General features: G+C 66.0%; 30 protein-coding genes. 13 read left to right on the top strand and 17 right to left on the bottom strand.

All coding sequences use genetic code 11. The features are described 5' to 3' along the window. Positions 1-8 precede the first annotated feature (8 nt). From ABZ827_RS04680 to ABZ827_RS04665, 4 genes are all read left to right on the top strand, one after another. The gene (locus ABZ827_RS04680) at positions 9-1,544 is read left to right on the top strand and encodes a helix-turn-helix domain-containing protein (protein ID WP_357232805.1); all 1,536 of its coding nucleotides are present in this window, start codon (positions 9-11) and stop codon (positions 1,542-1,544) included. Positions 1,545-1,883: 339 nt separating this feature from the next. Beyond that, entirely contained in the window at positions 1,884-2,348 is a 465-nt protein-coding gene (locus ABZ827_RS04675; protein WP_357232803.1) for a GreA/GreB family elongation factor, read from the top strand. Next, positions 2,348-2,863, top strand: a complete 516-nt coding sequence (locus tag ABZ827_RS04670) for a hypothetical protein (protein ID WP_357232801.1) — start codon at positions 2,348-2,350, stop codon at positions 2,861-2,863. Before ABZ827_RS04675 ends, ABZ827_RS04670 begins: the two co-directional genes overlap by 1 nt. Before the next feature lie 181 nt (positions 2,864-3,044). After that, positions 3,045-4,418: an alpha/beta hydrolase-fold protein gene (locus ABZ827_RS04665; protein WP_357232799.1), complete on the top strand. Its 1,374-nt coding sequence runs from the start codon at positions 3,045-3,047 to the stop codon at positions 4,416-4,418. A 9-nt stretch (positions 4,419-4,427) separates the two neighbouring features. On the opposite strand, the gene ABZ827_RS04660 is transcribed toward ABZ827_RS04665, so the two are convergent. The 3 genes from ABZ827_RS04660 to ABZ827_RS04650 are packed head-to-tail and all read right to left on the bottom strand — an operon-like array spanning position 4,428 to position 7,791. Then, a complete protein-coding gene (locus ABZ827_RS04660) occupies positions 4,428-5,336 on the bottom strand; it encodes a formylglycine-generating enzyme family protein (RefSeq protein ID WP_357232797.1) in 909 nt (302 codons plus the stop codon). Further along, the gene (locus tag ABZ827_RS04655) at positions 5,329-6,237 is read right to left on the bottom strand and encodes an HAD family hydrolase (RefSeq protein ID WP_357232795.1); all 909 of its coding nucleotides are present in this window, start codon (positions 6,235-6,237) and stop codon (positions 5,329-5,331) included. The genes ABZ827_RS04660 and ABZ827_RS04655 overlap by 8 nt, the downstream gene beginning before the upstream one ends. A 3-nt stretch (positions 6,238-6,240) precedes the next feature. Next, positions 6,241-7,791: an arylsulfatase gene (locus ABZ827_RS04650; RefSeq protein WP_357232793.1), complete on the bottom strand. Its 1,551-nt coding sequence runs from the start codon at positions 7,789-7,791 to the stop codon at positions 6,241-6,243. 474 nt (positions 7,792-8,265) lie between these two features. On the opposite strand from ABZ827_RS04650, the gene ABZ827_RS04645 reads away from it, so the two are divergent. The 3 genes from ABZ827_RS04645 to ABZ827_RS04635 are packed head-to-tail and all read left to right on the top strand — an operon-like array spanning position 8,266 to position 10,473. Beyond that, on the top strand, positions 8,266-8,685 hold the full coding sequence (locus ABZ827_RS04645; RefSeq protein ID WP_357234487.1) for a nuclear transport factor 2 family protein: 420 nt from the start codon (positions 8,266-8,268) through the stop codon (positions 8,683-8,685). Positions 8,686-8,693: 8 nt separating this feature from the next. Beyond that, entirely contained in the window at positions 8,694-9,584 is an 891-nt protein-coding gene (locus tag ABZ827_RS04640; protein ID WP_357232791.1) for a TIGR03619 family F420-dependent LLM class oxidoreductase, read from the top strand. Between the two features lie 55 nt (positions 9,585-9,639). Further along, complete coding sequence (locus ABZ827_RS04635) at positions 9,640-10,473, top strand: enoyl-CoA hydratase/isomerase family protein (RefSeq protein ID WP_357232789.1); 834 nt, start codon at positions 9,640-9,642, stop codon at positions 10,471-10,473. A 426-nt stretch (positions 10,474-10,899) separates the two neighbouring features. Here ABZ827_RS04635 and ABZ827_RS04630 read toward each other — a convergent pair whose 3' ends face one another. Then, the gene (locus tag ABZ827_RS04630) at positions 10,900-11,142 is read right to left on the bottom strand and encodes a hypothetical protein (protein ID WP_357232788.1); all 243 of its coding nucleotides are present in this window, start codon (positions 11,140-11,142) and stop codon (positions 10,900-10,902) included. Between the two features lie 376 nt (positions 11,143-11,518). On the opposite strand from ABZ827_RS04630, the gene ABZ827_RS04625 reads away from it, so the two are divergent. Together ABZ827_RS04625 and ABZ827_RS04620 are read left to right on the top strand one after the other, a co-directional pair. Next, positions 11,519-12,343: a Mut7-C RNAse domain-containing protein gene (locus ABZ827_RS04625; RefSeq protein WP_357232786.1), complete on the top strand. Its 825-nt coding sequence runs from the start codon at positions 11,519-11,521 to the stop codon at positions 12,341-12,343. A 363-nt stretch (positions 12,344-12,706) separates the two neighbouring features. Continuing rightward, entirely contained in the window at positions 12,707-13,069 is a 363-nt protein-coding gene (locus ABZ827_RS04620; RefSeq protein ID WP_357232784.1) for a cupin domain-containing protein, read from the top strand. Positions 13,070-13,081: 12 nt separating this feature from the next. On the opposite strand, the gene ABZ827_RS04615 is transcribed toward ABZ827_RS04620, so the two are convergent. Further along, entirely contained in the window at positions 13,082-14,635 is a 1,554-nt protein-coding gene (locus ABZ827_RS04615; RefSeq protein WP_357232782.1) for an AMP-binding protein, read from the bottom strand. A 277-nt stretch (positions 14,636-14,912) separates the two neighbouring features. Between ABZ827_RS04615 and ABZ827_RS04610 the strand changes: the two genes are divergently transcribed. Beyond that, positions 14,913-15,563 (top strand): hypothetical protein, encoded by a 651-nt coding sequence (locus tag ABZ827_RS04610; RefSeq protein ID WP_357232780.1) that lies wholly within the window; start codon positions 14,913-14,915, stop codon positions 15,561-15,563. Positions 15,564-15,760: 197 nt separating this feature from the next. Next, a complete protein-coding gene (locus ABZ827_RS04605; protein ID WP_357232778.1) occupies positions 15,761-15,964 on the top strand; it encodes a cold-shock protein in 204 nt (67 codons plus the stop codon). Positions 15,965-16,065: 101 nt separating this feature from the next. Here the strand turns inward: ABZ827_RS04605 and ABZ827_RS04600 are convergent, their stop codons facing one another. The 11 genes from ABZ827_RS04600 to ABZ827_RS04550 form a co-directional block, all read right to left on the bottom strand. Beyond that, a complete protein-coding gene (locus ABZ827_RS04600) occupies positions 16,066-16,377 on the bottom strand; it encodes a gas vesicle protein K (protein WP_357232776.1) in 312 nt (103 codons plus the stop codon). After that, entirely contained in the window at positions 16,374-16,565 is a 192-nt protein-coding gene (locus tag ABZ827_RS04595) for a gas vesicle protein (protein WP_357232774.1), read from the bottom strand. The genes ABZ827_RS04600 and ABZ827_RS04595 overlap by 4 nt, the downstream gene beginning before the upstream one ends. Then, complete coding sequence (locus ABZ827_RS04590) at positions 16,562-17,332, bottom strand: GvpL/GvpF family gas vesicle protein (RefSeq protein WP_357234485.1); 771 nt, start codon at positions 17,330-17,332, stop codon at positions 16,562-16,564. Before ABZ827_RS04590 ends, ABZ827_RS04595 begins: the two co-directional genes overlap by 4 nt. Before the next feature lie 14 nt (positions 17,333-17,346). After that, positions 17,347-17,739 (bottom strand): gas vesicle protein GvpJ, encoded by a 393-nt coding sequence (gene gvpJ / locus ABZ827_RS04585; protein ID WP_357232772.1) that lies wholly within the window; start codon positions 17,737-17,739, stop codon positions 17,347-17,349. Beyond that, positions 17,736-18,068, bottom strand: a complete 333-nt coding sequence (gene gvpO, locus ABZ827_RS04580) for a gas vesicle protein GvpO (protein WP_357232770.1) — start codon at positions 18,066-18,068, stop codon at positions 17,736-17,738. The genes gvpJ (ABZ827_RS04585) and gvpO overlap by 4 nt, the downstream gene beginning before the upstream one ends. Next, on the bottom strand, positions 18,058-18,327 hold the full coding sequence (locus tag ABZ827_RS04575) for a gas vesicle protein GvpG (RefSeq protein ID WP_357232768.1): 270 nt from the start codon (positions 18,325-18,327) through the stop codon (positions 18,058-18,060). Before ABZ827_RS04575 ends, gvpO begins: the two co-directional genes overlap by 11 nt. A gap of 4 nt (positions 18,328-18,331) precedes the next feature. After that, positions 18,332-19,120, bottom strand: coding sequence for a GvpL/GvpF family gas vesicle protein (locus ABZ827_RS04570; protein WP_357232766.1), 789 nt, complete (start codon positions 19,118-19,120; stop codon positions 18,332-18,334). Next, complete coding sequence (gene gvpJ, locus ABZ827_RS04565) at positions 19,120-19,524, bottom strand: gas vesicle protein GvpJ (RefSeq protein ID WP_357232764.1); 405 nt, start codon at positions 19,522-19,524, stop codon at positions 19,120-19,122. Before gvpJ (ABZ827_RS04565) ends, ABZ827_RS04570 begins: the two co-directional genes overlap by 1 nt. After that, positions 19,521-20,702 carry an SRPBCC family protein gene (locus tag ABZ827_RS04560; protein ID WP_357232762.1) on the bottom strand — a complete coding sequence of 394 codons (1,182 nt, stop codon included), beginning with the start codon at positions 20,700-20,702 and terminating at the stop codon, positions 19,521-19,523. Before ABZ827_RS04560 ends, gvpJ (ABZ827_RS04565) begins: the two co-directional genes overlap by 4 nt. Before the next feature lie 5 nt (positions 20,703-20,707). Continuing rightward, complete coding sequence (locus tag ABZ827_RS04555) at positions 20,708-21,313, bottom strand: hypothetical protein (protein WP_357232760.1); 606 nt, start codon at positions 21,311-21,313, stop codon at positions 20,708-20,710. 282 nt (positions 21,314-21,595) lie between these two features. Beyond that, a complete protein-coding gene (locus ABZ827_RS04550) occupies positions 21,596-23,194 on the bottom strand; it encodes a GMC oxidoreductase (RefSeq protein WP_357232758.1) in 1,599 nt (532 codons plus the stop codon). 718 nt (positions 23,195-23,912) lie between these two features. Here ABZ827_RS04550 and ABZ827_RS04545 point away from each other — a divergent pair. After that, positions 23,913-25,010, top strand: coding sequence for an exo-alpha-sialidase (locus ABZ827_RS04545; RefSeq protein ID WP_357232756.1), 1,098 nt, complete (start codon positions 23,913-23,915; stop codon positions 25,008-25,010). A 4-nt stretch (positions 25,011-25,014) separates the two neighbouring features. Beyond that, positions 25,015-25,287 (top strand): ubiquitin-like small modifier protein 1, encoded by a 273-nt coding sequence (locus tag ABZ827_RS04540; RefSeq protein ID WP_357232754.1) that lies wholly within the window; start codon positions 25,015-25,017, stop codon positions 25,285-25,287. 60 nt (positions 25,288-25,347) lie between these two features. On the opposite strand, the gene ABZ827_RS04535 is transcribed toward ABZ827_RS04540, so the two are convergent. Next, positions 25,348-26,298, bottom strand: coding sequence for an acyl-ACP desaturase (locus ABZ827_RS04535; RefSeq protein WP_357232752.1), 951 nt, complete (start codon positions 26,296-26,298; stop codon positions 25,348-25,350). Positions 26,299-26,383: the final 85 nt, after the last annotated feature.

Genomic DNA, 26,383 nt, shown 5'->3' with positions numbered 1-26,383 from the left:
AGTCGCTCATGGTGCGGTTGGATCATCTCGTCAACGTGCTCGGCGGGTACGGCGTGCGGTTGCGCTGCTGTCCGGTGTCGCGGGCGACCATGATCCGCAGTGTCGCGATGCTCGACGCGACCGGGTCGGAGGCCGCACCCGGCGATATCTTCCTCGCCGTCGGCGCCGGGTCCGTGAACGAGGCGGTGCTCGGGGCTCGGGCGGCGAAGGCGGTCGCCGTGCTGGTACGCGGGGGCGCCGACGCCGAACGGGAGACGGCCGCGATCGGGCCCGGCGGCGGGGTCGCGGTGCTGCTGATCGACCCCGCGGTGTCGTGGAGCCAGCTCGCGGGAGTGGTCTTCGGGCTGGTGCTGGAAGGGCGGGAAACCGCGTCCGGACGCGGTCCCACGGACCTTTTCGCGCTGGCGGACAGTCTCGCGGACGCGGTCGACGGGGCGGTGACCATCGAGGATCCGCTATCGCGCGTGATGGCCCACTCCACCCTGCACGGCAATGCCGACCGAGCGCTGGCGGAGACGGCGTTGTACCGGCAGCAGCCGGCCGGGCTGCGGGAACACTTCGAATCGCGCGGTGTGCACGCGCACCTGCTGAGGTCCGACGAACCGCTGTTCGTCGAACCGGATACCGCGCACGGCCTCGACGGACGAATGGTGGTTGCGGTGCGCGTGGGCCGGGAACTGCTCGGCTCGGTATGGGTGGCCTGCGCCGAGCCGTTGCCGAGCGCCCGCCGTGCCGCGCTGGCCGACGGCGCCCGGACCGTGGCGCTGCATCTGCTGCGGTCGCGGGCCAGCGCGGATTTGGAACGCCAGGTGGAATCCGAACTGGTGATCCGGCTACTCGAAGGCAGCCCGGACGCGGCGACCGTGGTCGGCCGCCTCGGGTTGGCGCCGGCCCCGTTGCGAGTGGTCGCGGTGCGTGCCCAGATCTCGGCGGAACGCCATGCCGGGTTACTGCTTGCCTTCGAACAGGCCACCTTCGGTTTCGGCTGGTCACGCCCGGGCCGCAGCACACTGTCCGATAACACCGTCTACACGATCCTGCCCGGCGAACAGGTCCGGACCGCACGCGACTGGGTAGCGGCGCTGCGGGCCGCCCTCCCCGCCCGCGTCACACTGTCGGCCGGTATCGGCGGACCGGCCACGGCCACCGATCTGCCGGCCTCGCGGCAGGAGGCGGACGAATGCCTGGCGCTGCACGAACAAGGCGCGACCGATATCGCCTCCCCGGCCTATGACGAATCCTGGGGCCAGATCCTGCTGCAGCGGTTGCGTGCTGCCGCGCGGACCGGCCGGATACCGGCCCGCGGGCCGGTCGCGGAGCTGCGCCGATACGACGCGACGCACGCCACCACTTACGTCGCGACGTTACGCGCGTGGCTCGACAACCAAGGCGATCTCGCCGAAGCCGCCGGCCAGCTCGGCGTCCACCCGAATACCGTCCGCAATCGGCTGCGGAAAATGCGCGAAGTCGCCGTGCTGGAGCTCGACGATGCCCGCACCCGGCTGGCGATGACGATCGATCTCGCGGCCTTCGGCGACGATTGACCACCGTTGTAGAAATCGAACAACTGGTTGGGCCCGGACTGTGCCGCACGGACATGCGCGCCGCTGATTACCGCGTCATCATGGCTGGGACAGCGCATCGTTCGACGTGGAGGTGAGCATGGCGCGCGTAACGAGTCGGCTCGACCGCGAACGAGCAGCACGAGGCCGGGTGGCGGCCCCGGCATCCGGCTGAGCTCTCGGCCTTTTCCCCATCCGTGGAGCCGGTGTCGTCAGAACCCGGCTCCACGGAGCTCTCTGCCGTCGGGTCGGCGGCGCTGATCCCGCCCCGCCACCCGCCACCCGGCATCCGCTTTCCCTATCGAAACCTGTAGGACGGTTATGACCAGCAGCCCGCCCATCTGGCTGACAACGCACGCCCGCGAACAACTCGAGGCCGAGCTCACCGAACTGCTCGCCGCCGAGACCGCCGGTGACCCCGAAACCGCCGACACGCAAGATCGGCTCGCCGCCCGGCACCAGCGCACGGCCCGTATCGCGCATATCCGGAACCTGCTGAGCAACGCCGTATTCGGCGAAGATCCGCCGGATGACGGAATCGCGGAGCCCGGCATGGTGCTCACCGTCCGCTACGACGGCACCGACGATACCGAGACATTCCTCCTCGGCAGCCGCGACGCCGAACACGCCGATCTCGAGGTCTACTCCCCCGACTCCCCTCTGGGCGCCGCGCTCACCGGGGCCCGCCGCGGCGACCAACGCCGCTACCAGGTACCCAACGGCACCGAAATCGCGGTCACACTGCTCGACGCCGTCCCGTACGGCCACACCGTCACAACCGCCTGATGACCGACCCAGCGACCTCGGGTATGCGCATACGCAACAACGAAATCACCCTGCTGCACATGGATTCCCCGGCGATCCCCCGGAACGACCGGACGATCGCCCTGCCGATCCACTCCTGGCTGTCGGCACAGTTCTGGGACCTCTTCGGTCTCCCCAGCGTCGATTGGGCGCTGTCCGCGCTGTCGTTCGGCACCGAGTCCGCACCCCGCACCTATATCGCCCGGTACTACGACTACCCCACCACCTGGACCGCGGAGCCACTGGCCGTCGACATCCCCGCGACCATCGGACCGGGCCCCGGCGTGCTGGAAGTTTCGGGCCCGATGACCTGGGAGCGCCGCCGCCTGGTCGAACGCACCACCCTGGTCATCGCGCTGGCCCAACCCCTGGAACACCGGCTACACACGGACCTCCCCGCAAATCTGTGGGAAGAAGACCGCTGGCACACCACCGTTCTGGTACCCGACGTCCGCCCGGGCGCGCACTCACCACTGCGGTACAGCGAATCCTGGTAGCGCGGCCGGTCGTCCGTCGAGTCCGGCGCCGAGCCGTTCGAAGCGGCAGTCGAAGGCCGTGCGGGACGGCCGTTCGTTCTCCTGCAACGGTTTCCGCTCGACAACCATATGCGGCCGAGTATGGACAACGAATCCCCAGAGTTGGACACTAGAGCCATCTGCTATTGAACGGGTGGATCGTATGGTCACAACACACACCGTTGTCGCCGGGGAAACGCTGCCGGCCTTGGCATTGCGCTTCTACGGCGACGCGGAACTATACCGCCTCATCGCCACAGCAAGCGGAATCACCGACCCCGATGTCGTCGAGACCGTCGGCCGGATCGCCGATGCCGACGTCGTCGATATCGGGCAACAGCTGGTAATTCCCGACTTCACGAGATACGAATTCCTCGCCGGGGACACGGTGCCGGAGCTGGCGTCACGCTTCTACGGCGACCCGGAACTATCTCGACTGATCGCCGCGGCAAGCGGGATCACCGACCCCGATATCGGTCGGCAACTGATCATCCCCGACCTCACGAGATACAAGGTTGTCGCGGGAGACACGTTGCCGGAGCTGGCGTCGCGCTTCTACGGCGACGCCTCGTTCTCTCCGCTGATCGCCGCTGTCAACGGCATCGACGATCCCGGCGTCGTCGATACCGGAGAGGTCCTGGTCGTATTCGCCGGGCGCGGCAACGGGTTCGGACTATCGATCGTGGACCGCAACGAGGACGACCCCCGCATGTGGTATTACCGGTTCCAGACCAGCGCGATCGGCTGGAACCCCGGAATCAACGTCTTACTTCCCGACGACTACCGCACCAGTGGGCGCACCTATCCCGTCCTCTACTTGTTCCACGGCGGCGGCGACCAGGATTTCCGCAGTTTCGAATTCCTGGGTATCCGCGACCTCACCGCCGGAAAACCGATCATCGTCGTAATGCCCGACGGCGGGCGCGCGGGCTGGTATTCCAACCCGGTCAGCTCGTTCGTCGGCCCACGCAACTGGGAGACGTTCCATATCGCCCAACTGATCCCCTGGATCGAAGCGAATTTCCGGACGTACGCCGAGTACGACGGCCGTGCCGTCGCCGGGTTCTCGATGGGCGGCTTCGGTGCGCTGAAGTACACCGCCAAGTACTACGGCCACTTCGCCTCGGTCAGCAGCCATTCCGGCCCGGCGAGCCTGCGGCGCGACTCCGGCCTGGTCGTGCACTGGGCAAACCTGTCCTCGGCAACCTCGGACCTGGCCGGCGGAACGATCTACGGCGCGCCGGTGTGGAACCAGGCCAGGGTCAGCGCCGACAACCCGGTCGAGCGTATCGGCAGCTACGTGAACAAACGGATCTTCCTGGTCGCGGGCACCAGTCCGGACCCGATCAACTGGTTCGGCAGCGTCAACGAGACCGAAGTGCTCGCCGGCCAACGAGAGTTCCGCGCCCGCCTCGGCGACGCAGGCATCCCGCACGAATGGCACGAGGTACCCGGCGGCCACGTCTTCCGGCCCGATATTTTCGCCGTCGACCTCGACGGCATCATCGCCCGGCTACGACCAGCTGCACTTGTGTAACCCTCGTGGTCAGCGCAGCACGCAGCGGAAGCCGATATGGCTCATACCCGTATCGACCATCTGGGGCCGGCGGGCCGAGGGCCGGTAACGCATGCAGTAGCTGTCCGCGCACAGGAACGATCCGCCCTTGACCACTCGTCGCGGGATGGGGAACTGCGGCTGGGAGCGGTCGTAGGATCCCTCGGCGCAGCACGGTGTGGTGGCGCGGTCCTCGCCGTAGTAGTCGGTGGTCCACTCCCAGACGTTGCCGGCCATATCGAACAGGCCGTAGCCGTTGGCCGGGAAGTTGCCCACCGGGGTGGTCTGCCCGTATCCGGTGTCCGGGAGGTACGGGAATTCACCGTGCCAGTAGTTGGCCAGCTTCCGGCCCGCCGGTTCGGGTTCGTCGCCCCACGTGTAGGTCGCGTGGTCGAGTCCGCCGCGGGCCGCCACCTCCCATTCGGTCTCGGTCGGCAAGGCGAGTCCCGCCCAGTCCGCATAGGCCTCGGCGTCTTCGAACGCGATATGCACCACGGGATGGTTCTCGCGATTACGCAGCGACGAGCGTGGTCCGCGGGGGTGGTTCCAGCATGCGCCCGGCGTCCAGGTCCACCACTGACTCATATGCTTCAGGTCCACCGGGCCGGCCGTCCGGCGGAACACCATCGAACCCGGTTGCAGATTCTCCGGCGGTGCTCCTGGGAAATCGTCGGGATTCAGCGGCCGCTCGGCGACCGTGATGTAGCCGGTGGCGGCGACGAATTCGGCGAACCGGGCGTTGGTCACCTGGAACTTCTGCATCCAGAAACCGTCGGTGGTGACTTCCTTGGACGGTCCTTCCTCCGGATATTCGTTATCGGCTCCGACAGTTGCGGTCCGGGCCGGGATCCAGACCGAATCCGCGGCGACCGCGAGTTCGGATATGCGAGTGTCAGTCACCGAAAACCGTGGTCCAATCGTTTTTGATACCGGCCACGGTCCAGCCCGCGGCGGCCGCCCGGTCCAATATTTTCTCCGCGCCCGCGGTGTAGTCGAATTCGCGTTCGGCATCATCGTGCAGAACCAGCAGTTGCATCGAGGGGTGCTCGGACGCGGCGGTGAACTCCAGCATTTCGATATCGCCGTTCGAATTACCGGCCGCGAAGATCGGCCGGCGCCCGATCCGGCTCCACAGCCGGACGGGTTTGCCGGGCCCGTCGTCGACGAACTCCATTTCGGCGGTCGTGTACACGTCGGTGTTCTCGTAGACGAGACCAACGGTGCTGCCGACCACCCGCTCCGGGGGAATCCCGTACATCGGCCCTGAAACGGGCCGCATGAAATCGCGTCCACCGCCGGAGACGATGTAACAGGTGAATTCGTTCGCTTCCAGATATCGCAGCAATTCGACCATCGGCACATACCCGCATGCCGTGTACGGCCGCCCGAGCGTCGGATGCCGCGCCTCGTCGAAGAACGCCGCGATCCTGGCGGCGTGCTGCTCGACCGTGATCGCCGGATGCGCGGCCAGGATCGCGGCCATCAGCGGTTGGAGATCGCTGTCGTCACCCTGATAGTGCTTGGTCACGGCGTCGCCCAGCCAAGTCAGGTCTCCGGTGTAGGCGGCCCGGTAGGGCTGCTTGTCCCGTAACGACGGGTCCGCCTCGGCCTGTTCCTTGAAGCGGCGCAGCAGGAAGTCCAGCTGGATGTACATGGGTTTTTCACACCACAGCGTGCCGTCGTTGTCGAAAACGGCTACGCGGGCGTCCGGCTCGACATAATCCGGCCCGTCGGTCGTGACCCGGCCGACGAAGTCGACGATCGCCGACTTCGTCCGGCCGTCGGTCCAGGTATCGAGCACGCCTCAGTCCTTGGCCAGGAACTTCTGGAGCTTCTCGACCGCATGGTCGACATTGAAGCTGGCGGGTTCGTGCCGCGGCGGGAATTCCCGGAACGTCTCCAGGAACTGCGATGCCATCGCGCTCATATAGAGGATGAAGTAGTCGTGGCGTAACAGCCACTCGTAGTAGGTATTCGAGGTGACATCGGCGAATTCGAACGGATCGGTGCGCAGATTGAAGAGCTTGGGCACACGTAGATGGACGAACGGTTCGGCCCACACCTTCAGGGTCCCCGGGCACCGCTGCTCCAGGAAGACCGCTTTCCAGTTCTCGAACCGCATGGCGACCAGATCGCCGTCATCGGAGAAATAGAAGAAACCGCGCCGCGGGCTCGTCTCTTCCTCGCCGGTGAGGTACGGCAGCAGATTGAAACCGTCGATATGGACCTTGTACTCGGTCTTGCCGTCGGCACCGGCGACGTGCCCCTTCTTCAGTTTGCCGGCGATATCCGGCTCGCCCGCCGCGGCCAGCAGCGTCGGGAGCCAATCGTGATGCTGGATGATGTCGTTGGACACCGAACCGGCCTTGATCTTTCCCGGCCAGCGGATCAATTCCGGGACCCGGAACGCACCCTCCCAGTTGGTGTCCTTCTCACTCCGGAACGGAGTCATACCCGCATCCGGCCAAGTGTTGCGGTGCGGGCCGTTATCGGTGGAGTAGATGACGATGGTGTCCTCGGCGATACCGAGTTCGTCGAGCACATCGAGCACGGTTCCGACATTGTTGTCGTGGTCGATCATGGCGTCGTGGTAGGACGACTGCCACAGCCCGGCCTGGCCGCGGCTCTCGGGCTTCACGTGGGTGTAGAGGTGCATATGGGTGAAATTGCACCAGACGAAGAACGGATTTCCTTCCGCGTGCTGGCGCTTGATGTAATCGACCGTCGCGTCGGCGATATCGTCGTCGATGGTCTCCATACGTTTTGTATTCAGCGGACCGGTGTCCACAATGCTCTGCTTGCCGACCGGCCCGAACCTCGGATCGTCGGGTTCGGTGGAGACCTCGGGGGTCGCCTTACACCGGAGTACGCCGCGGGGCAGTGCGAATTCGTGCAGCCGGGGGAAGCGGTCGGCGTGCGGGTAGTCGTAGCTTTCGGGTTCCTCTTCGGCGTTGAGGTGATAGAGGTTGCCGAAGAACTCGTCGAAGCCGTGCACGGTCGGCAGGTACTTGTTCAGATCCCCGAAGTGATTCTTGCCGAATTGGCCCGTCGCGTAGCCGAGCGGTTTCAGCAATTCTGCGATGGTCGGGTCTTCGGCGGCCCAGCCGATATCGGCTCCCGGCATACCGACCTTGCTCATACCGGTGCGGTACACGCTCTGTCCGCTGATGAATGCGGCCCGGCCCGCGGTGCAGCTCTGCTCGCCGTAGGAATCGGTGAACCGCATCCCCTCGTCGGCGATCCGATCGATATTCGGGGTGCGATAGCCCATGAGACCGTCGCTGTAGCAACTCAGGTTGGTGATTCCGATGTCGTCACCCCAGATAACGAGAATATTCGGCTTTCCATCAGGCATATCGGCATCCCTCGGTTGTCGCGACCTGCACAGCGTGGAATATCGATCATCGACCGCCGCAGCGGTCCGGCAGCCCTCCCCCGAGATGAGCGTCGAGGGTTGATTCCGGGCGTTGGTCAGCGTACTCGGCCCGCGGCACCTTCCAAGCCTTCGTGCATACGCGTGTTCCAGTGGTGGACCATGCCGACCCGGCCGCCGACTCTCCCCCTCCCTCTCGTCGATTACGCGATTTCGCGAAACCCCCCAGCCGTCCTGTGTGATCACCTAGGTTGGAGAAGGCCATTCTCTCATGAGTAGAGGGCCATTTACCGCGCAGGTCGGAAGGAGTGAACCGTCCATGGCCGTCAGGAACCGGTCCCGGCACGGTGCCGCGACGTGCGTCGGATCATCGGACGCAGTGTGTTCGGGGCGGCGCACTACTCGCAGGACGAACAGGAGAGAACCGAAGTGACGAACGCGCAGGACGCCGGTGCGATCGCCGGTGATGCCCAGATCGCCGCGCTGTTGTATCAGTACGCCCGCGCCGTCGACACCAAGGACTGGGAGCTGTACCGCTCGGTGTTCACCGCCGACGCCCACATCGACTACTCGTCGGCCGGAGCCGCTGTCGGCAGCCGCGACGAGGTCGTCGACTGGTTCGCCGCGAATTTCGGTGCGTTGCCGTGGAGCATGCACTACATCACCAACATCGAAGTGCTCGCGCGCGGTCCCGGGACCGCGACCGTGCGCGCCATGTTCTACAACCCGATGCAACTCCCGGGTTCGACAGAAGTAAGCGCGTGTGGCGGTTATTACCACCACGACCTGGTACTCACCAGCGACGGTTGGCGCAGCCGGGCGCTGCGCGAGGAGAACATCTGGTTCACCGGCCGCCCCACCGATTCCCCTGGCTGAGGACGAGAATGCAGATCTGGACCGGCACAGCGTTCATGCACACCACCGAAGCCGTCCCCGTCGCGCGCATGCTCGATGAGGCGGGCTTCGACGGAATCGCGGTCTCCGACCACATGATCTATCCCCGGCACCTGACGTCTCCGTATCCCTCGCCCACCGGTAAGCCGATGTGGACACCGGAGACCGCCTGGCCCGACTCGTGGGTACTCATCGGCGCGATGGCCGCGGTGACCCAGCGAATCCGGTTCACCAATGCCGTGTACATCGCTCCGGCTCGCCCATTGCTCGAGGTCGCCAAACAGGTCGCCACCGCGGCGGTTCTCTCGGCGGATCGGGTAGCGCTGACCGTCGGCGCGGGATGGATGCGTGAAGAGTTCGAAGTGATGGGCCAGGACTTCACCAACCGGGGCAAACGACTCGACGAGATGATTCGGGCGCTGCCCGCGCTATGGCAGGGCGGCTGGGTGTCGTGGTGTGGAAAGCACTACCAGGTGCCGGAATTGATGCTGGAGCCGCACCCGCGTAATCCCGTGCCGATCATGTGTGGCGGCGAGTCCCACGCGGCGCTGCGCCGGGCAGCACGGCTGTGCGACGGGTGGGTGGGTAACGCCTACACCTGGGAAGACGCCGCACAGAAAGTCACCGAGCTCAATGCCATGCGCCGCGAGTACGGACGCGATCACGAGCCTTTCGAGATCATGCTGGCCCTGCGCGACCAGCCGACGGTCGAGACGTTCACCCGCGCCGAGGATCTCGGCGTGACCGCGGTGATGTGCAGGCCGTGGGCGACGACCGGCGATACCGCTTCCCGTGCCCACCACGGCCACGAACTGCCCGCCGAACGCTACCGGGAACCGATCGAACGGTTCGCCGAGAACGTCCTCACCAAAATCCCGTAGAGCTGCGTACCCGGCACCCGCCGCCGGCAAGACAGTTCCGCTGCGAAGGAAATCAATGACCGAACCCCCTGAAACAACACAACATCCGAGACCTCCGGAAGGCGACTGGCTGGGCACGAAGTTCCTCCGGTTCGACCGCGAGGGCCCGTTCGGGGTCTGTATCCTCGACCGGCCGGAGGCGCGCAACGCCATGACGCCGGCGATGTACTTCGGCATCAAGTACGCGGTCACCCACGTGGCTTCCGATGCCGATCTGGCGGGATTGTTGATCACCGGTACAGGTGATGTCTTCGCTCCCGGCGGCGATATGGGCGGTGGCGGTGACGACAACTGGATGACCTTCGGCCGTGCACTGGGCATGGACGCACTACCCTTCGATACCCTGCGCCAGTCGGCCAAACCGGTGGTGGCCGCCGTCAACGGGTTGTGCCAGGGCGGCGGCCTCCAAATCGCCCTGTGCGCCGATATGGCCGTCGTCAGCGACAAGGCCACTTTCCGGGTGCCCGAGCTGTACCGCGGAATCGCCGACACGTACTACAGCCACATGCTGGCCCGGCTCATCGGACCGGTCCGGACCCGCGACCTGATGTTCACCGGCCGCACCCTGTCGGCCCAGGAGGCGCTGGACTGGGGCATGGTCGCCCGCGTCGTTCCACACGACGACCTACCCGAGGCTGCCCGCGAAGTGCTCGCACAGTGTTGCCGCACCGCGCCGAGTGCCCGCACGGTGGTCAAGGCCAGTCTGGACAACTACATCGGCCTCTACGACCGCATCGGAATGCAATCCGGTCTGGGCGCGCCCGAATCGATCGAGGGCTTCCGCGCCTTCAAGGAACGCCGATCCCCGAACTGGGTGCACCCAGCATTACGAATCGACGGGCGCCTCTAGTAGTGGTAGCGAAAGGAGGCGATCCTGTGAACAGGCCGAATGCAAAGACTATTGTGGTCGCCGCTGCGGTGTTTGTCGCCGTGGCCGCCGGAGTTTTCGCAGCGGCGACGAGCGTCAGTACCCCACCATCCCAATCCGAGACAATGGAGGGCCGACCCGTGACAGCAGAACCCGGAGACCCTGACGAGGACGCCTAGGAACAAGCGCTACTCGACGCCGAGGAACCAGTGGTCGAGGGCGACCCCCCTCCACCGCCGGTGAGTACTACCGCGACTCCGTCGACGGCGAATCGGAATGGGGCGTCACCGGACCCTCGGTCTCCGGTGACGGATGGACAGCTGCAGCACCCGAGACGGAGAATTGACAGAGCGACGATAAGACGCAGCCCTGATCGGCGCACGCCCGAACCAAACCTTTCCGTTTCACCTACAGACTCCGGTGACCCACCACCGCATCACCCACCGCGCCGAAACCGACGCTCACCGCCACGCGCACAACGACCGCGCGGTGATCGCGGCCCGCGACGCCGGTACCCACGCCTTCGTGCCGGTCACCATGAGCGTGCCCACCCTCACCGTTGACACCACCGACGGCTACATCCCCGACCTCGCGGCGATCACTCGATTCGCCACCACACAGCACGGTGATCGAAGCCGCCGCATCGAACACGACCGCAGAGGAATACCGGCCTGTCGTCCCTCCCGTCCCCGACCTCACCGGCGAAAAGGCGCGCGAATGGCGCCGATTCACGCCCTCGCCGGCAGCCACCGACCAGTAGGAGCTGCCCGGTGGCGGATATCCGGCCGCCGTCGTGCTGGCCTACCTCGACGGTTCGATCGTCGCACCAGGATTGTCTCTCGCCTACTTCTCCTGCCGTCTTCTTCAGTTTCTCAGCGATCTCGGAACAGTCCCGGGACAAGCCGGCTGGCCTGGTAGACGGTGCGGATTGCGTTTTCCAGCGCCCGCCGGGCATTGGAAAGTCGCGAGTAGACTGCCAGGTCGGAAGGGTTTCGAGCGGAGTCGGCATTAGCCACGGAGTTCGATCATGAGCACTCATACCGACGATATCGCGGACGGACGGAACACCCTCGAGCTACGCGTGTACGCCGAACTGAACGACTTTCTGCCCCCACGGTCCCGGTTTTCGGTGCTCCGTCGGCCGGTACGGTCCCATCAGACGGTGAAGGACGTCGTCGAGGCGGCAGGCGTACCGCACACCGAAATCGACCTACTGCTGGTAAACGGGGAATCCGTCGGCTTCGGGCATCGGCCCCGCCCGGGCGACCGGCTCGCCGCCTATCCCGTATTCGAGAGCCTCGATATCGCCGCGCTGACCCGAGTACGACCCCATCCGCTCCGTGAACCGCGCCTGCTCGTCGATGTGAATCTCGGCGGCGCCGCGCGGCTGCTACGGCTGATGGGACTCGATGTCCGCTGCGAATTCGACGCAGAGGACGCAGAACTCGCCGAAATCGCCGTGGATGACCACCGCATCCTGCTCACCAGGGACCGCGGATTGCTCGCCCGCCGTATAGTCACCCACGGGCTCTTCGTACGCGCCGGCCTCCCGGTCGATCAGGTGGTGGAGGTGATCGACCGGCTGGACCTGTCCAACTGCCTGACCCCGCTCACCCGATGCCTCCGCTGCGGCGCACCGCTGGCCGATGTGGCCAAGGCCGACGTTATCGACAGGCTCCCTCCCCTCACCCGCCATGAACACAACACCTTCCGACGCTGCACCGGCTGCGACCGGGTCTACTGGGCGGGAACCCACCGAGACCGGCTCGAAGAACTCGTCGACCGGATCCTGTCGAAGATCCGGCGTGCGTCGCCGCCACCGGCTGCTTCACCTCCGGAGAATCGGCTGTGACCGGGTACTTCGGTGATTTCGATCCGAGCTGTTCCCGGAGGACGAACCTCCGATGTTCGAACCGATCCCCCTCGCCTCGGCCGGCCGAGTGCCCGACCTTGCCGCCGCCGCACCCACCGAAGTAAAGTGTGATCCAGCTCATATTCGATTCTTTCTGGTGCGCCGGTATCGACAGCGCCGCAGGTGGGTGGGGATCACGTCGACACAGCGCAGCGAAACTCGACGCTTACCGATCTCGGAGAACAGGTGCTGCGCGAGGGCATATCAGCGATCGGCTGCGTGCCCGGATTCGGTCGCAGTGAGGCGCCCGAGGAGATTCCCATCCATCGGAAAACGGGGACCGCAGTACCGAGGAGAACGGTCATGTCCGGTTTGGTACGCAAGAATTTCGATTCACCCGAGGAAACCCGCCCGTTCGACGCGGGCAAAGGCAAACTCGACCTGGTCAATATGGACGGCGGCCCCGTCGGCCGAGCGGTTTTCGAACCCGGCTGGCGGTGGTCGGAACATGTCAAACCGATCGCCGGAACCGACAGCTGCCAGGCGCCCCATATGGGCTACTGCGTATCGGGTCATCTCACGGTGGTCATGGACGACGGCGAGAAACAGGAATACGGCCCCGGCGATTTCATGATCGTTCCACCGGGACACGACGCCTGGACCGTCGGCGAGGAACCCTGCGTCATGATCGACTGGCAGGGTGTCGCCGATTACGCCAAGCCGTGACGGCAGCGGATATCAGTTGACCTGGCGCCCGCGTCCACTCCAGTACGGTGCGCGGAGTTTGAACTTCTGCAGCTTGCCGGTAGCGGTCCGGGCCAGCTCGTCGCGGAATTCCACCGAGGTCGGTGCCTTGTAACCGGCCAGCCGCTGTTTGCACCAGGCGATCAACTCCGATTCGGTCACGCTGCCCGGTTCGGTATCCGGGCTCAGTACGACCAGCGCTTTGATCGTCTCGCCCCATTTCTCGCTCGGCACCGCGATCACAGCGACCTCGGCGACTGCGGGATGGGAGAACAGACAGTCCTCGACCTCGATCGAGGAGACGTTCTCGCCGCCGGTGATGATCACATCCTTCTTGCGGTCGGCGATTGTCAGGTAGCCGTCGTCGCCGAGGGCGCCGCCGTCACCGGTATGGAACCAGCCGCCGGCCAGTGCCGCCGCGCTTTCCTCGGGCCGGCCCCAGTAACCCTCCATCACTACGTTGGACCGGGCCAGCACCTCCCCCGCGCCCTCCGCGGCCTCCTCGACCTGCAATCGGACGCCCAGGGCCGGTGCGCCGGCGCGGGTCAGCTCCGCCGCCCTCGCCTCGGGGTCGAGGCCGTCCCATTCCGCCCGCGCGCGGTTGACGGTCAGCAGCGGAGAAGTTTCGGTCAGACCGTAGATCTGGATGAACTCCCAGCCGAGTTCCTGTTCGACGCGAGCGACGGTCTTCGTCGGCGGCGGGGCACCGGCCATGATGATCCGCACCCTGTCGCGCCCGGGGATCTCGCCCTCCCATGTCTGCGCGGCGTCGAGCACCGCGGCCGCGACCGCGGGCGCCGCGCACATCACCGTGACGCCGTGATCGCGGACCCTGCGCAAAATCTCGGCGCCGTCGATCTTGCGCAACACAATATGCCGGGCTCCGACACCGGTCATCGCGAAGGGCTGGCCCCAGCCGTTCGCGTGGAACATGGGCAGAGTGTGCAGGTACACATCGCGGTCGCTGATCGTGGCGTGCAGTCCGAAGGTGACGGCGTTGACCCAGATGCTCCGATGAGTGATCTGCACACCCTTCGGGCGCGCGGTGGTCCCGGACGTGTAATTGATGGTGGCGGTAGCGGATTCGTCCGGTTCCCACGCCCGCGGCGTTGTGCCCGGGGCAGCGTAGAGGTCGGCATCGGAGCCCAGCACGAATTTGTGTTCGCATTCGACCGCACCGAGCGAATCCGCGAGCTCCGGATCCACATACAGAACCCGGGCGCCGGAATCCTCGACGATGTAGCGCACCTCGTCCGGGCGCAGGCGGAAATTGACCGGAACCAGTACCCGGCCCCAACCGCTCACCCCGAAGAACGAGGTCAGCAACCGGCTCGAGTTGTGGCTGACGATCGCGACCCGTTCACCGGCTCCGATACCGAGTGCGTCCAGCCGGGCGGCCTGCCTCCGGGCGAAGTCGGCGACCTGGGCATATGTCAGTGCGCCCTGGTCCGGCGCCGGCTGGGCGGGTTCGTCGATCACACCGATCCGGTCCCCGTACACGGTTTCGGCGCGGTCGAGGAAATCGGAGACACTGAACGGAACAAACATGGTTCTCCCTATGGATCTGCCGGCGCCTGAGAGACGATTGTGCGGACCTTCCGACGGCCCGACGATTGTGCGGACCTTCCGACGGCCCGACGATTGTCTCTCCTCGAACCGTCCCGGCGGGCCGGAATTCTTCCGGCAGTCTCCCGCGGGCACGCCGTTCACCGATCCCGCCCGGCCGGAGCACGTGACCCATGTGAGCCAGCTACCGTGACTTCACCGCGACCCTTTCGTAATCTAACGGTGATCTTGTCTCCGAGCGTAATGAGTGGTCACGATAATGCCAGGTCAACACCGCAAACCGGCACGCGCCAAGAAGATCGCCCCATTGGCCGGAAGCGCGATCGCGGCAACAGCGGTGATCGCCCTGTCGGTGACGGCCCGGCCCGGCCCGGATGCGGAACCCGCCGCCACGGCGGTCGACTCGCCGGCAGTACCGGCAGCGGGCATGGACAAGGCCCCGCGGCAGGAGCCGGCGGCACCCGGAGCACCGATAGCCGTCGCCGCGGTCGACCGGCCCCAGGAGCCCGCCAGATACGCGAAGCGCCTCGCGCCCCCACCGCCGCCCCCGATCCCGTGCTCGACGGAACTCGCCGGGGCACAACCGCAGGTGGCCGAGGTCGGCAACCTGATCGACCAGACCTTCGGGGTCGGCGATATCGGTGGCGCCAACGGCCGGTACGACGGCGATCACGGTGCCGGTCTGGCGCTGGACTTCATGACATCCGATCCGGCACGTGGTGACGCGATCGCCGATTTCGTGCTGGCCAACAAGGAGCGCTTCGGCGTGACCTACGTGATCTGGCAGCAGCGGTACAACGACGGCAGCGGCTGGTCGTATATGGAGGACCGCGGGAGCCCGACGGAAAATCACTACGACCACGTACACGTCTCCTTCGACTCGGCCGCCGACGTGCACGTGACCTGCTGATTTCCCACCGGATCACCGGTGTGGGCGAACTCACGACCGGGGATATTCTGTTAACACCGACGACTTTTCGCAGGTAGACGACGATTCGACGATATAACCCTGCGCGCGGATCGCCCCGGGTGTGGCAGGATGGTGTTCGAGACCGGGCCAATCGAAGTGATCTACTCGGCTCACCTACAGAAATGAAGTTGTAAAGCATGGCGCAAGGCAGTGTGAAGTGGTTCAACGGCGAAAAGGGCTTCGGCTTCATCGCCCAAGACGGAGGCGGTCCTGACGTCTTCGTGCATTACTCGGCCATCAGTGGCTCGGGTTTCAAGTCCCTCGATGAGGGTCAGCGCGTGGAGTTCGAGATCGGCCAGGGCCAGAAGGGCCCGCAGGCTCAGGACGTCCGCGCCATCTGAGACGCGTGAGTTCGAGGCTCCGCACCCAGTGGGTGTGGAGCCTTTCTCATTGGTAGGCAGATGTCCCCCGCTTCAGCGTGCGGGACGGCTATGCGGTGGTGTCACGCGCCGCGGCCGGACGGGTTCTCCGGAAGCAGGGGGCCGAGGGGGCCGAGGTCGATATTGAGATCTTCGGGTGTGAGTCCGAAATGCTCGCGTAGCTCGTCCATACGCTGTTCGAGCAGCATCAACGTGGTGCCGATACGTTCGACCTGTGCGTCACTGAGATTTCCGTCGTCCACTCGCCGCAGGGCTTGGCGTTCCATCAGTTGCCGCAGCAGTTCCACCAGGGTGAGGACAAGCGTGACCAGACCGCGTTCGACCGATTCGGGATCGGTGTCGATCCGCGGCGACAGGCCTTCGAATTCGGTCATCGCGGCGGCTCCGGTGGAGGAGCGGACAGCGCACTGATCGAAGAGATCAGAGCTCGCAGCGAAATCTGGACGAGATCCACGTCCGCGATGGCGAGCTTGATATCCCCGGAGACGACCACACCCCCGGCGAGTACCCGGTCCAGCAGGTCGACGAGTGCGACACGGCGCTCGCCGTCGGCGGTACTCACAACGGCTCACGTTCCACGCCCGCGAACGAATACGGTGGCCACGGGCCCGTGAGCTCGAGCCGGATACCGGGGAATTCGTTACCGAGGGCCTCCACTGTCGCGGCGAAATCCCCGGATCGGTCGTTGTCCACCAGGTAGGTGCCGTTGAGTACCATCCAGTCGCGTCGCCCGCTCAACGCCGGATCTGTCGTCGCCTGACGCCGTCCGGCCGCGGCCCGGCGGGTCAATCGAGAGTGGATCGTCTCCGCACGTTGCGCCGCATCGTTTTCCACGGTTTCCTGGGCGGACAACTGCGCACGCCGGCGAGCCAGGTAGGCCGTCCCCGCACCCCGCGCGCTCCCTTCACCCGCGGCCCGCGCCTCGGCCACCGCCGCGGTGAGGGCGCCCCGGTCGCCATAGACTTTCACACCCCACTCGGTCCGGCCACTCACCAGAACCAGTGCCGCCTCCAGGGCCGGCCGCTGATCGCGCAGCAGCTCGCGCACCCGCTCGTCGTCGAGGAAAACGGTGGCCAGGCGTAGCGGAACGGCGGCAGCGCGGCCCACCACGGCGGCGACCACGACATCGTGCGCCCGGGCCGTCGCCGCCAGCCAGTCCAGATCCTCCAGATTCCGGCGCAGCGGCGCTTCCCCGAACACCTCGAGCGGTACCGAACCGACGATCGCGGCCAGCGGATCCTCGGCCACGACCCGCACGGTTTCCCCTGCCACACCTTTGGTCTCGTCGAAGCCGGCCGCGGCGTCCGCGGCGAGCGTCACCGCGTACAGCCAGACTCCGTCGGTCACGACTGCTCGCCTTCCCGGTGCTCCCGCCGGGCTTCGAGGGCTTCACGGCGTTCGTCTCTCGCCTCGAGTTCCGCGATACGGTCGCGTAATTCGCGGTTCTCGAGTTCCAGTGTGCGCTGCGGCCGTTCCACCGACCGGGCTTTGCTGTTCAGCCACGGATCGGTCTCCCACCAGTCGATGCCCACCGCCTTGGCCGTCTCCAGCGAGGCGACCACCAATCGCAGTTTGATGGTGAGCAATTCGATATCGAGGAGGTTGACCTGGATATCGCCTGCGATCACCAAGCCCTTGTCGAGTACCCGCTCGAGAATATCGGCGAGGTTCGACGACTGATGGCCGCCGCCGTAGGGTTGCGGCGCATACGAGCCGCCGCCGCCGACGACCGTCATCGCCGGCCACTCCCACCGATATCGGTGCTGCCGCGGGCGTAGCGGGCCGTTCTCCGGTAGGCGAGCAGATTACCGTCGAAGTCGATCTCCACTTCGTAGAGCGCGAGCATATCCGACGACGACGGAATGCGGTGGTCCTCGAGAACCTCGATCTCCACCAGGCGGCCGTCCTCGATCGGCTCCATCGAGGTGACACCTTCCACCGATTTCGAGGTCAGTTCCACCAGCTGTTCGATCGCCGCGGCCGCGGCGGCCGTGGCGGTCAACGGCTGCCCGGCCGATTCGGTCCCGACGTCTCCGGAGTCGCCCGCGGTTGTTCTACGGTTCACGCTGATCACTCCCTTCCTCGGCCGGTATCGCCCCGGGCGGCCGATTCATCCGGGCGATGACCTCCCGCAGCGCCTGGTCGCGCTCGTCCTCGGAGATCCGCCCGGCCTCGGCCGCCTCCTCGATCTCCTCGATCTCCCGCCGGATGGCGGCGGGGCTGCGCAGCTCCTGTTCGACCTGGTCCTGGATCACTTCACCCAGCCAGATCACACCGCGGACCGGGGCCAGCGGCAACGAAACGATCGCGGAGAGCAATCCCATGACCTCACCCCGTGGGCTCACGTGCGGTGACGAAGTCGTAGGGCGCCATCGGCCCCAGCAGAGTGAGCCGGACCCGTCCGTCCCATTCTTCGCCCAGATCGGTCAGCGCCCGCTCCAGCGCGTCCTCTCGGGACAGATCGATGAGCACAGCGAGGTGAGCGGCGTCTTCTTCGTGCGTGGGCTGCCGCTCCCGCACCGTCGCGTCGACCTCCCCGAGTGCCGCGACCACCCGGCGCGTGTCCTGGGCGCGTTTGGCCTCGATCGCCTGATTCACGATCTCCCCCAGCGCGATCCGCGCGTCCCTGGTCGCGTCTTCGGGTTTGTCGCGGATCTCCGTTCGTAAGCGTTCCGCGTCGGCGTTCTCGTCCAGCACCTCGCGCAGGATCGCGTCCTCGGCGTAGCGTCCCCGGATCACGAACTGCGCGCGGCCCTCGAGCTCGGTCAGGGCGGTCCGGAATTCGTCGTAATTGGGGGCGAGCAGATCGTTGTCCACCGCGTCCGAGTCGGATACGACGCCACCGAACCGCAGCGGCAGCACCGGGGCCACCGCCGCTGTCCCGTCCAGTAACCGCGCGTGCGCGGTGAGGTCGTCAGGTGTGCCGAGCGGGCGATCGCGTGGAACCTCGCTGATCAGGGCGGCGATATCGCCGTGGCGCACGATGGCCACACCGGCGGGGGGATCGCCGATACCGCGGGCGTGCGGTTCGGGTTCGACATCGGCGGTCACGATGCCGTAGACGTATACGGCGGTGCGCTCCGCATGGCCGTTCTCCCGCACTCCGCCGGCGGACATCAGTCGTCCTCCCGCCCCGAAGACCGCCCGGTCGTCCGCTGTTTCTCCTGTACGTCCCCGAGGAAGTCCTGGACCTTCTGTCCCGCGGCTTCGATCGCGCCCTTGGTCTTGTGCTCGGCCGCGCCTTCCGTGATATCGCCGACCAGATCGGTGAGCCCCTTGGGTTCGCTCCCGGAGATCTCGAGGCGGTCCACGGCCTCGGCGAAACGCAGGTAGGTATCGACGCTGGCGACCACGACCCGGGCGTCTATGGTCAGCAGTTCGATTCCGACCAGCGAAACCCGGACGAACGCGTCGACGACCAGTCCTTTGTCCAAAATGGTGTCGACTACCTCGGCGAGTCCGGACGAATTCGGCCGGGCCAGGGTGCCGGCTCCGGCGCCACCGGCGGGTTCGATCGTCATGACCGCGCTCCTCGCCTCTCACGCGTACGCCGTGGCGACGCGGCGCGAGGTCTGGTCGAGCGGCGCCGTCCCGCGGATTCGCCGGCCCGGTCCTGCGCATCGTCCGATGCGTCGGCTTCGTCTGCCTCCTCGTCCTCGTATTCCTCGTCGGTTTCGCCGGATTCCTCGTGCTCCCCCTCCGCCGGTTCGCCGTCGTCCTCCAGCGCCTCATCGGCGCCCTCGTCGGCTCGCTGCCGAGCGGTTTCGTCGTCCTCGACGACCTCACCGTCGTGGATCTCCCCGTGCCAGCCCACGATATCGTCGGGCCGGAGAACGGCCTCGGTCATCAGATACCGCTCGAACAATTTGAGTTCCAACCGGCAGCGGCGACCGGCCGCGCGCCATATGTTGGCGGTCTTCTCGAAGAAGCCGTTGGGGTGATATTCGAGCACCACGATGATCCGCGTCAGATCGGGCCCGATCTCGTGGAATGTCACGGCCCCGTCGATATAGCCCTTGGCCCCTTTCGATCGCCAGACGATCCGTTCGAAAGGCACCTGTTCGAGGATTGTGGATTCCCAGGTCCGCCGGGACCAGAACACATGGCCGGTCCACGAGACCTTCTCGTCGGAGACCTGCTCGACCTGTTCGACCTTCTTCATGAACTTCGGGTAGTCCGCGAACTGGGTCCACTGGTCGTAGACGATATCGATCGGCACACCGACATCGATATGTTCGACGATATTGGTGACCTTCGGCTTCTTCGCTCCGGCCCCCTTGCCCCCGCCACCGGTGAGCGATTCCTTGGCCGCCGAGACCGTGTCCTTGACCGAGTGACCGAGTTTCGTCATACCGGCACTGAACGCCGCCTTCACCGGGGACGCCCCCTCCGCCAGCTTCTCCGCCCCCGTCACCGCGGAGAGAAGATTCCCCCCATCACCCCCGGCGTACTGATCGAGCCGGCCGGCTGCCCCCGACACTTTGCCCGACAGTCCGGACACAGCGCGTTCGGCCAGGGTAACCCCGAGATTCTGCACCGACTGCCGGAGCATATCGGTGGGCGTGGGGACGGCGTCCCCGGTTTTCTGCCGGGCCGCCGAACCTGCCGCCGTCGCCGATCCCGCGGCCCGCCCGGCACCGCCGGAGGCCGCCCGGCCGACGCCGGACACTGTGTCGCGCAGAGCTTTCGCGGCCGCCATGACTCCTACTTTCTCGTACGCCGCACCGGTGCGTCCTCGGCACCGGCCCGGGCACGCCGTCGATTCGGTGCGGCGGAGGCGCTTTCGGTAGCGGCGGTGGATCGACGGGAGGTTCGCGGACCGGCCCGGCTCCCCTTCCCCGTCTCTTCCCGGCGTGCACGCGTCCGCGGCGGGGACTCCCCGGTATCGTCTCGGCCCTTTTCCTCTTCGGGGTACTCGTCGAGATCGTCTTCGACCGACTCCCGCTCTTCGTCCCCGGGAGGTTCGGCATCGGCCTCGGCAGCGCTTCCGCGGTCTACGTCATCTCCGTCGCCGAGTGCGGCGGGAGGCCGCTGCAACCGAGCGTTCAGCGCATCGACCCGATTACTCGCCGCGGTCACGGCGGCGGAGCGCACCGCATCCACCAGTTCACCGCGCACGGTTTCGGTGATCTTGGTCAGCTCCGGAGATTTCAGGGATGCGGCTCCTTGTTCGAGCAGCTCCCCCGCGACTCCCGAAGAGCGCTTCGACATCGCCGCACCGGCCAGTGCCAGCGCCCAGCGCATCTTGCGTGTACGCCCGAGCAGATAACCGACCCCCACCCCTATCGCAATTCTTGCTCCGCCTTTCATGCGCACTCCTGACTTGCCCCGACTGCCGCTGCACCGGCGACGCGGAAGCGGCCGAGACTCGAGAATCCCCAACTGTGGAATAGACCACATCATGGTGGATGGGACTCCAGCGTATTCCTGGTTATCCCCGGGGTCGATAGGTAGGAGTCGCAAAATCCGGCAGTTCGAATATCGAGCGATCACGTAGCGGCGGGTGCCCGGAGATCGCGGTCGGGTTCATCGGGGGCCCGCATCACCGACATCCACCCCCGCGTCGGCGGGCGCGGCCGATCCGTCAGTACGTCAGATCACCGATCCGACGTCCTGGGCGACGAGATTGTCCATGGCGCGTTCGGCCACTGCCGCGATGGTCATCGACGGATTGCACGCCGCGGCGTTGCCCGGCAGCAGGGCTCCGTCGAGAACGTACAACCCCCGCTGCCCCAGAACGCGCCCGTCCAGATCGCAGACCGACCCCATACAGGCCCCACCCAGACCGTGCCAGGTGGACGGGAAGGCCCGGTTGGTGTCATTGACGATCGAGGCCTGACCTGCCACTTTGTGCACGGCTTTCTCGATCTGCCGGTACTGGATCCCGGCATCGCCGTCGGCCGGCCAGGTCAGCTTCGTGGCATCGGTGGCCGAATCGTAGACGAAGTGCCCACGCGCGTCGCTGACCCCGTAACCGACGAGCATCGTGGTGTGGACATCCATTCCGACGGGCGGAATCGACGCCTGGATCACGGTATGCGCCGTGGCGGGGTTGTCCCAATTGAGACTGCCGTAGACGACCGGCCCGCCCTGCTGGGCGCCGAACCCCTCGGACAGGCAGGTCCAGGTGTAGATCCGGTCCGCGTTGGTGCCCCATCCGGAACCGAGGGCGTCGGGCATATCCGGTATCGCCCCCTTGGACGCGGCCCGGACCAGCAGGTCTGTGGTGTTGAGACTGCCCGCGGCCATCACCAGAGTTCCCGCGGTCAGGATCTTCTGCTCGAGTACCCGCGCCGATTCGTCGGTCCGGTCGGCATGCACGATCCAGCGGCCGTCGGCACCGCGTTCGATTCCGGTCACGTTGTGCATGACCTGCACGTCGACCAGGCCGGTGGCCTCCGCCTCGGCGAGATAGGTGACATCCACGGAGTGCTTACCACCGTTGTTGACCCCGAGTGCGCCGGATCCATTCGTGTAGGAAGCCTTCACCTCACCGCGAGTTTCGGCGAGCGCGTAGTTCCAATCGATGGGCATCGGGATCTTCGAGACCGGCAGCCCGGCAGCACGGGCCTTCCGGGCGAAAACGCGGGCGGCGGTGTAGTTCGGATGCGCGATCAACTCGTCGGGCGCCACCGCCAACTGCAACATCCGCGCTACCCGCGGATAGTGCACGCGGTTCATCAGCCCCCAGTCGAGTTCCTGCGGGAAATGCGTGTTGAATACGTCCTCCGACGGCTGCAACGACATGCCCTGGTAGATCAGGGAGCCGCCGCCCAGCCCGGCCGCGCACAGGGCGGTCATATTCTCGCCGGCCACCGCGTCGATGAGACCGACGTAGGGATCGAACTCGACTGGCTTTCCGAACAATTCGGGCATCGAACCGTGCCAGAGCATCCGTTTGTCAGGGCTCGTCGGGTCGGGAAAGGTATTCGCGTTCGGGCCGGTCGCCCAACGCCTTCCCCGCTCCAGCAACAGAACCGGGACGCCGGCCTGAGCCAATCGCAAAGCGGCTGTACCGCCGCCGAAGCCCGATCCGATGATGATCACCCGATGGTCTTCGCGCACCAGCGGCGTCCGCCTGCGAGGGGCACGGATACCGCTGTCTGCCTGGGCGATTGCCGTCCCGGTCAGGGCGATACCGGCTGCCGCCGCGGATCCGCCGAGGAAGCGGCGTCGTGAAATTGCGGTCAAGACCGACCTCCGAACAAACTGCGCATACGACTCCGCACGACCAGCGCCGACACGCCTCGGCCCCACCCAGGCGCAGTGGCCGGGGGCTCGGCGAGCGAAGTGCCCGTGGGGGTTTCCCCAGGGCGCGGCCAAAATTAGATACACGGTGTGGCATATGTCAATAACCACCCCACCGTTGGCCGAAGAGTTCCGGCGATCCTGTAATGCCAGGTCACAAGCGTTTGCCCGGCAACCTCAGCCGTTATCATGCTGTGACATATACAACATTCCGGCCACGGAACCGGCCGAGGTCGTGTACAGCGGCAGCCCCGAATATGTTGCGCCCCGGCGATTCACCGCATCACGAACCCCGCCGAGGTCGATCGGGGGCTCGAAACCAGTAATTTTGCAAAGCTTATAAAGATTCCATTGACAAGGCGGACATCAGCCGGTGAAATGGCTCGTTACCGAAGCAGCTCGACCGGAGGCGGTGCATGATCCTGAACCGATCGCGCAGATCCCCAGTGCCCGAAGGTGTTTCGGCGGCCGATCTTCTCCCGTCAGGGCTCGTGGACCTCCGCACCGGAGTTCTCACGGGCGATATCAGCGGGTCCGGGACCTCTCCGGACCTCACCATGCCTCCCCGGGCATTCGCTGCACGCGTCCTGACGGACCCTGTCCTACCTGCGGAGTACGCTCACACACGTCCGCGTGGCGGTGACGGCATGGAGGCTCGGCAATGGACGTATTGCTCGGTATCGGCACACGTAAAGGGTTGTTCCTCGCGCGTAGCAAGAATGGTCGGTCGAGCTGGACCGTGAGCGCGCCGCAATTCGCGGTGGCCGATGTCAAAGCGCTCGCCATCGACACACGACACGAGACGCCCCGCATACTCGCGAGCGTGCTGGACAGCCATTTCGGCCCGACGATGGTGGCCAGCGACGATCTCGGCGAAACATGGAGCGAACCGGACGACGCACCGCTCGCCTTCCCGGCGGATACCGACGCCGCACTGCAGGGGGTCTGGCAGATCGCCCCGGCGACCGACGCGGAGCCGGATGTGGTGTACGCGGGCGTCGAACCGGCGGCGCTGTTCCGCTCCTCCGACCGAGGCCGGACATTCGAACTGGTCAGAGGCCTGTGGGATCATCCGCACCGGACCGAATGGATGCCCGGTGGGGGCGGGCTGGCATTACATACGGTCCTCCCCCATCCGGCCGACTCCCAGCGGATCGCGGTCGCGATCTCGACCGGTGGCGTCTACCAGACCGCCGATGGCGGGGCATCGTGGAAACCGACGAGCAAGGGCGTCACCGCCGATTTCATGCCGGGTGAACTGCCGGAGTGGGGGCAGTGCGTGCACAAGGTCGCGAGGGACGCCGGAACGCCCAGCACCATGTACCTGCAGAACCACGGTGGGGTTTTCCGCAGCACCGACGACGGCACGAGCTGGCAATCCATCGACGGCGGACTTCCTGCTTCCAACTTCGGTTTCCCGATCGTCGCGCATCCCCGGCGGCCGGGCGTGATCTACACGTTCCCGCTGGTCGCGGATATGGAACGGTTCCGGTTCCCGCCGGAAGCCCGCTGCGCGGTGTACCGCAGCGAGGACGGCGGCGAAACATGGTCCGCGCATACCGACGGGCTCCCGGAGGAGCCGTTCTGGGCGGCTGTTATGCGCGATTCCATGTGCGCGGACGACGCCGACCCGGCGGGAATCTACTTCGGCACCCGCAACGGCGAGGTCTATTGCAGCCCCGACGAAGGCGAACATTGGCAACTCGTGGCCGATAAGCTGCCGGACGTTTTGTGCGTGCGCGCACGAGTCATCGGATAGCGCCGTGGCACGCGTACATCTGCCGTCCATGCTGCGCACCTATGTCGACGGTGAGAAGGAGATCGATGTCGACGGGGCCACGCTCCGCAACGTCCTGGATACTCTGCGCGAGCGGTCGCCTGCTTTGGAACGCCGCCTCCGCGACGAGGCCGGCACGCTGCGCCGCTACGTGAACTTCTATATCGACGGCGACGAATGCCGCACCCTGGACGGCCTGGACACGCCCCTGACCGCCGGGACCGAGCTCATGATCATCCCGTCGGTCGCAGGCGGGTGATCGCACCGGGCCCGGCGGGTACGTAAACGCGGCGGTCGGCCCATCGCAGGTCGTCGGCGGTCAGCCCACTGCCGCGGCCCGGGCGGCCGCCCGCTCGAGCAGACGAGCGCGCTGTTCCTCGAACCGTTTCACATCTTCGGCCAATTTCTCGAGATACTTGCCCAGTTCCTCACGGGCGCGTTCACCGCGCGCGGTGAAATCGGTGCGGTCGAAGACATTCCAGATCCGCAATACCGGCCAGAGCACCTCGTCGAGATGCTGACGCAGATCGTAGATACCGTGCTTCACCATCAGCACCCCGTTGCGGCGCCAGTTCGGCATACCGTGACCGGGCATGGCGAAATCCGTCACGATCTTGGTGACCGATTCCATCGCCTGATCGGGAGCGATATCGAACGCCGCACCGGCCACATTGCGGTAGAACAGCATATGCAGGTTCTCGTCGGCGGCGATCCGCTTGAGCATCCGGTCGGCGACGGGGTCATCGCATACCTTGCCCGTGCAGCGATGGCTGATCCTGGTCGCCAATTCCTGGAAGGTGACATAGGCGACCTGATCGAGCATGCCGTGGAAATAGTCCGGTGCGTGCACACCGCGCGTCATATGCACCATCCGATCCTGTTCCAGGGCAACCGGATCGACTCCCCGGGTGACGACCAGATAGTCGCGCATGGCGATACCGTGCCGGTTCTCCTCGGCGGTCCACCGGCCGACCCACGTCCCCCAGGCACCGTCCTGTGAGAAGTGCTCACTGATCGTCCGGTGATACGAGGGCAAATTGTCCTCGGTCAGCAGATTGGTGATCATCGCGACCCTGGCGACCTCCGATAACCGCGATTGCTCCGGGTCCCAATCGATTCCGCCCATGGCGGCGAAATTCCGGCCCTCGTCCCACGGCACGTAGTCGTGGGGATTCCAGGCGGTGGCCGTGGCCAGGTGCCGGTCGAGATTCTCGGCCACCACCGGCTCCAGCTCGACCAGCAACTCCAACTGCGTCAGATCCCGGCTCATACCGTCTCCTTGTCAGCGTCGACTCGACCGTGGAATACCAGCGCTACCGGCGCCGCACCCGTATCGCGAACCGGGTGTTTCCGGA

The organism is Nocardia sp. NPDC019395, from assembly GCF_040632335.1.
Taxonomy (GTDB): domain Bacteria; phylum Actinomycetota; class Actinomycetes; order Mycobacteriales; family Mycobacteriaceae; genus Nocardia.
This window is presented reverse-complemented; position numbering and strand designations above follow the sequence as displayed.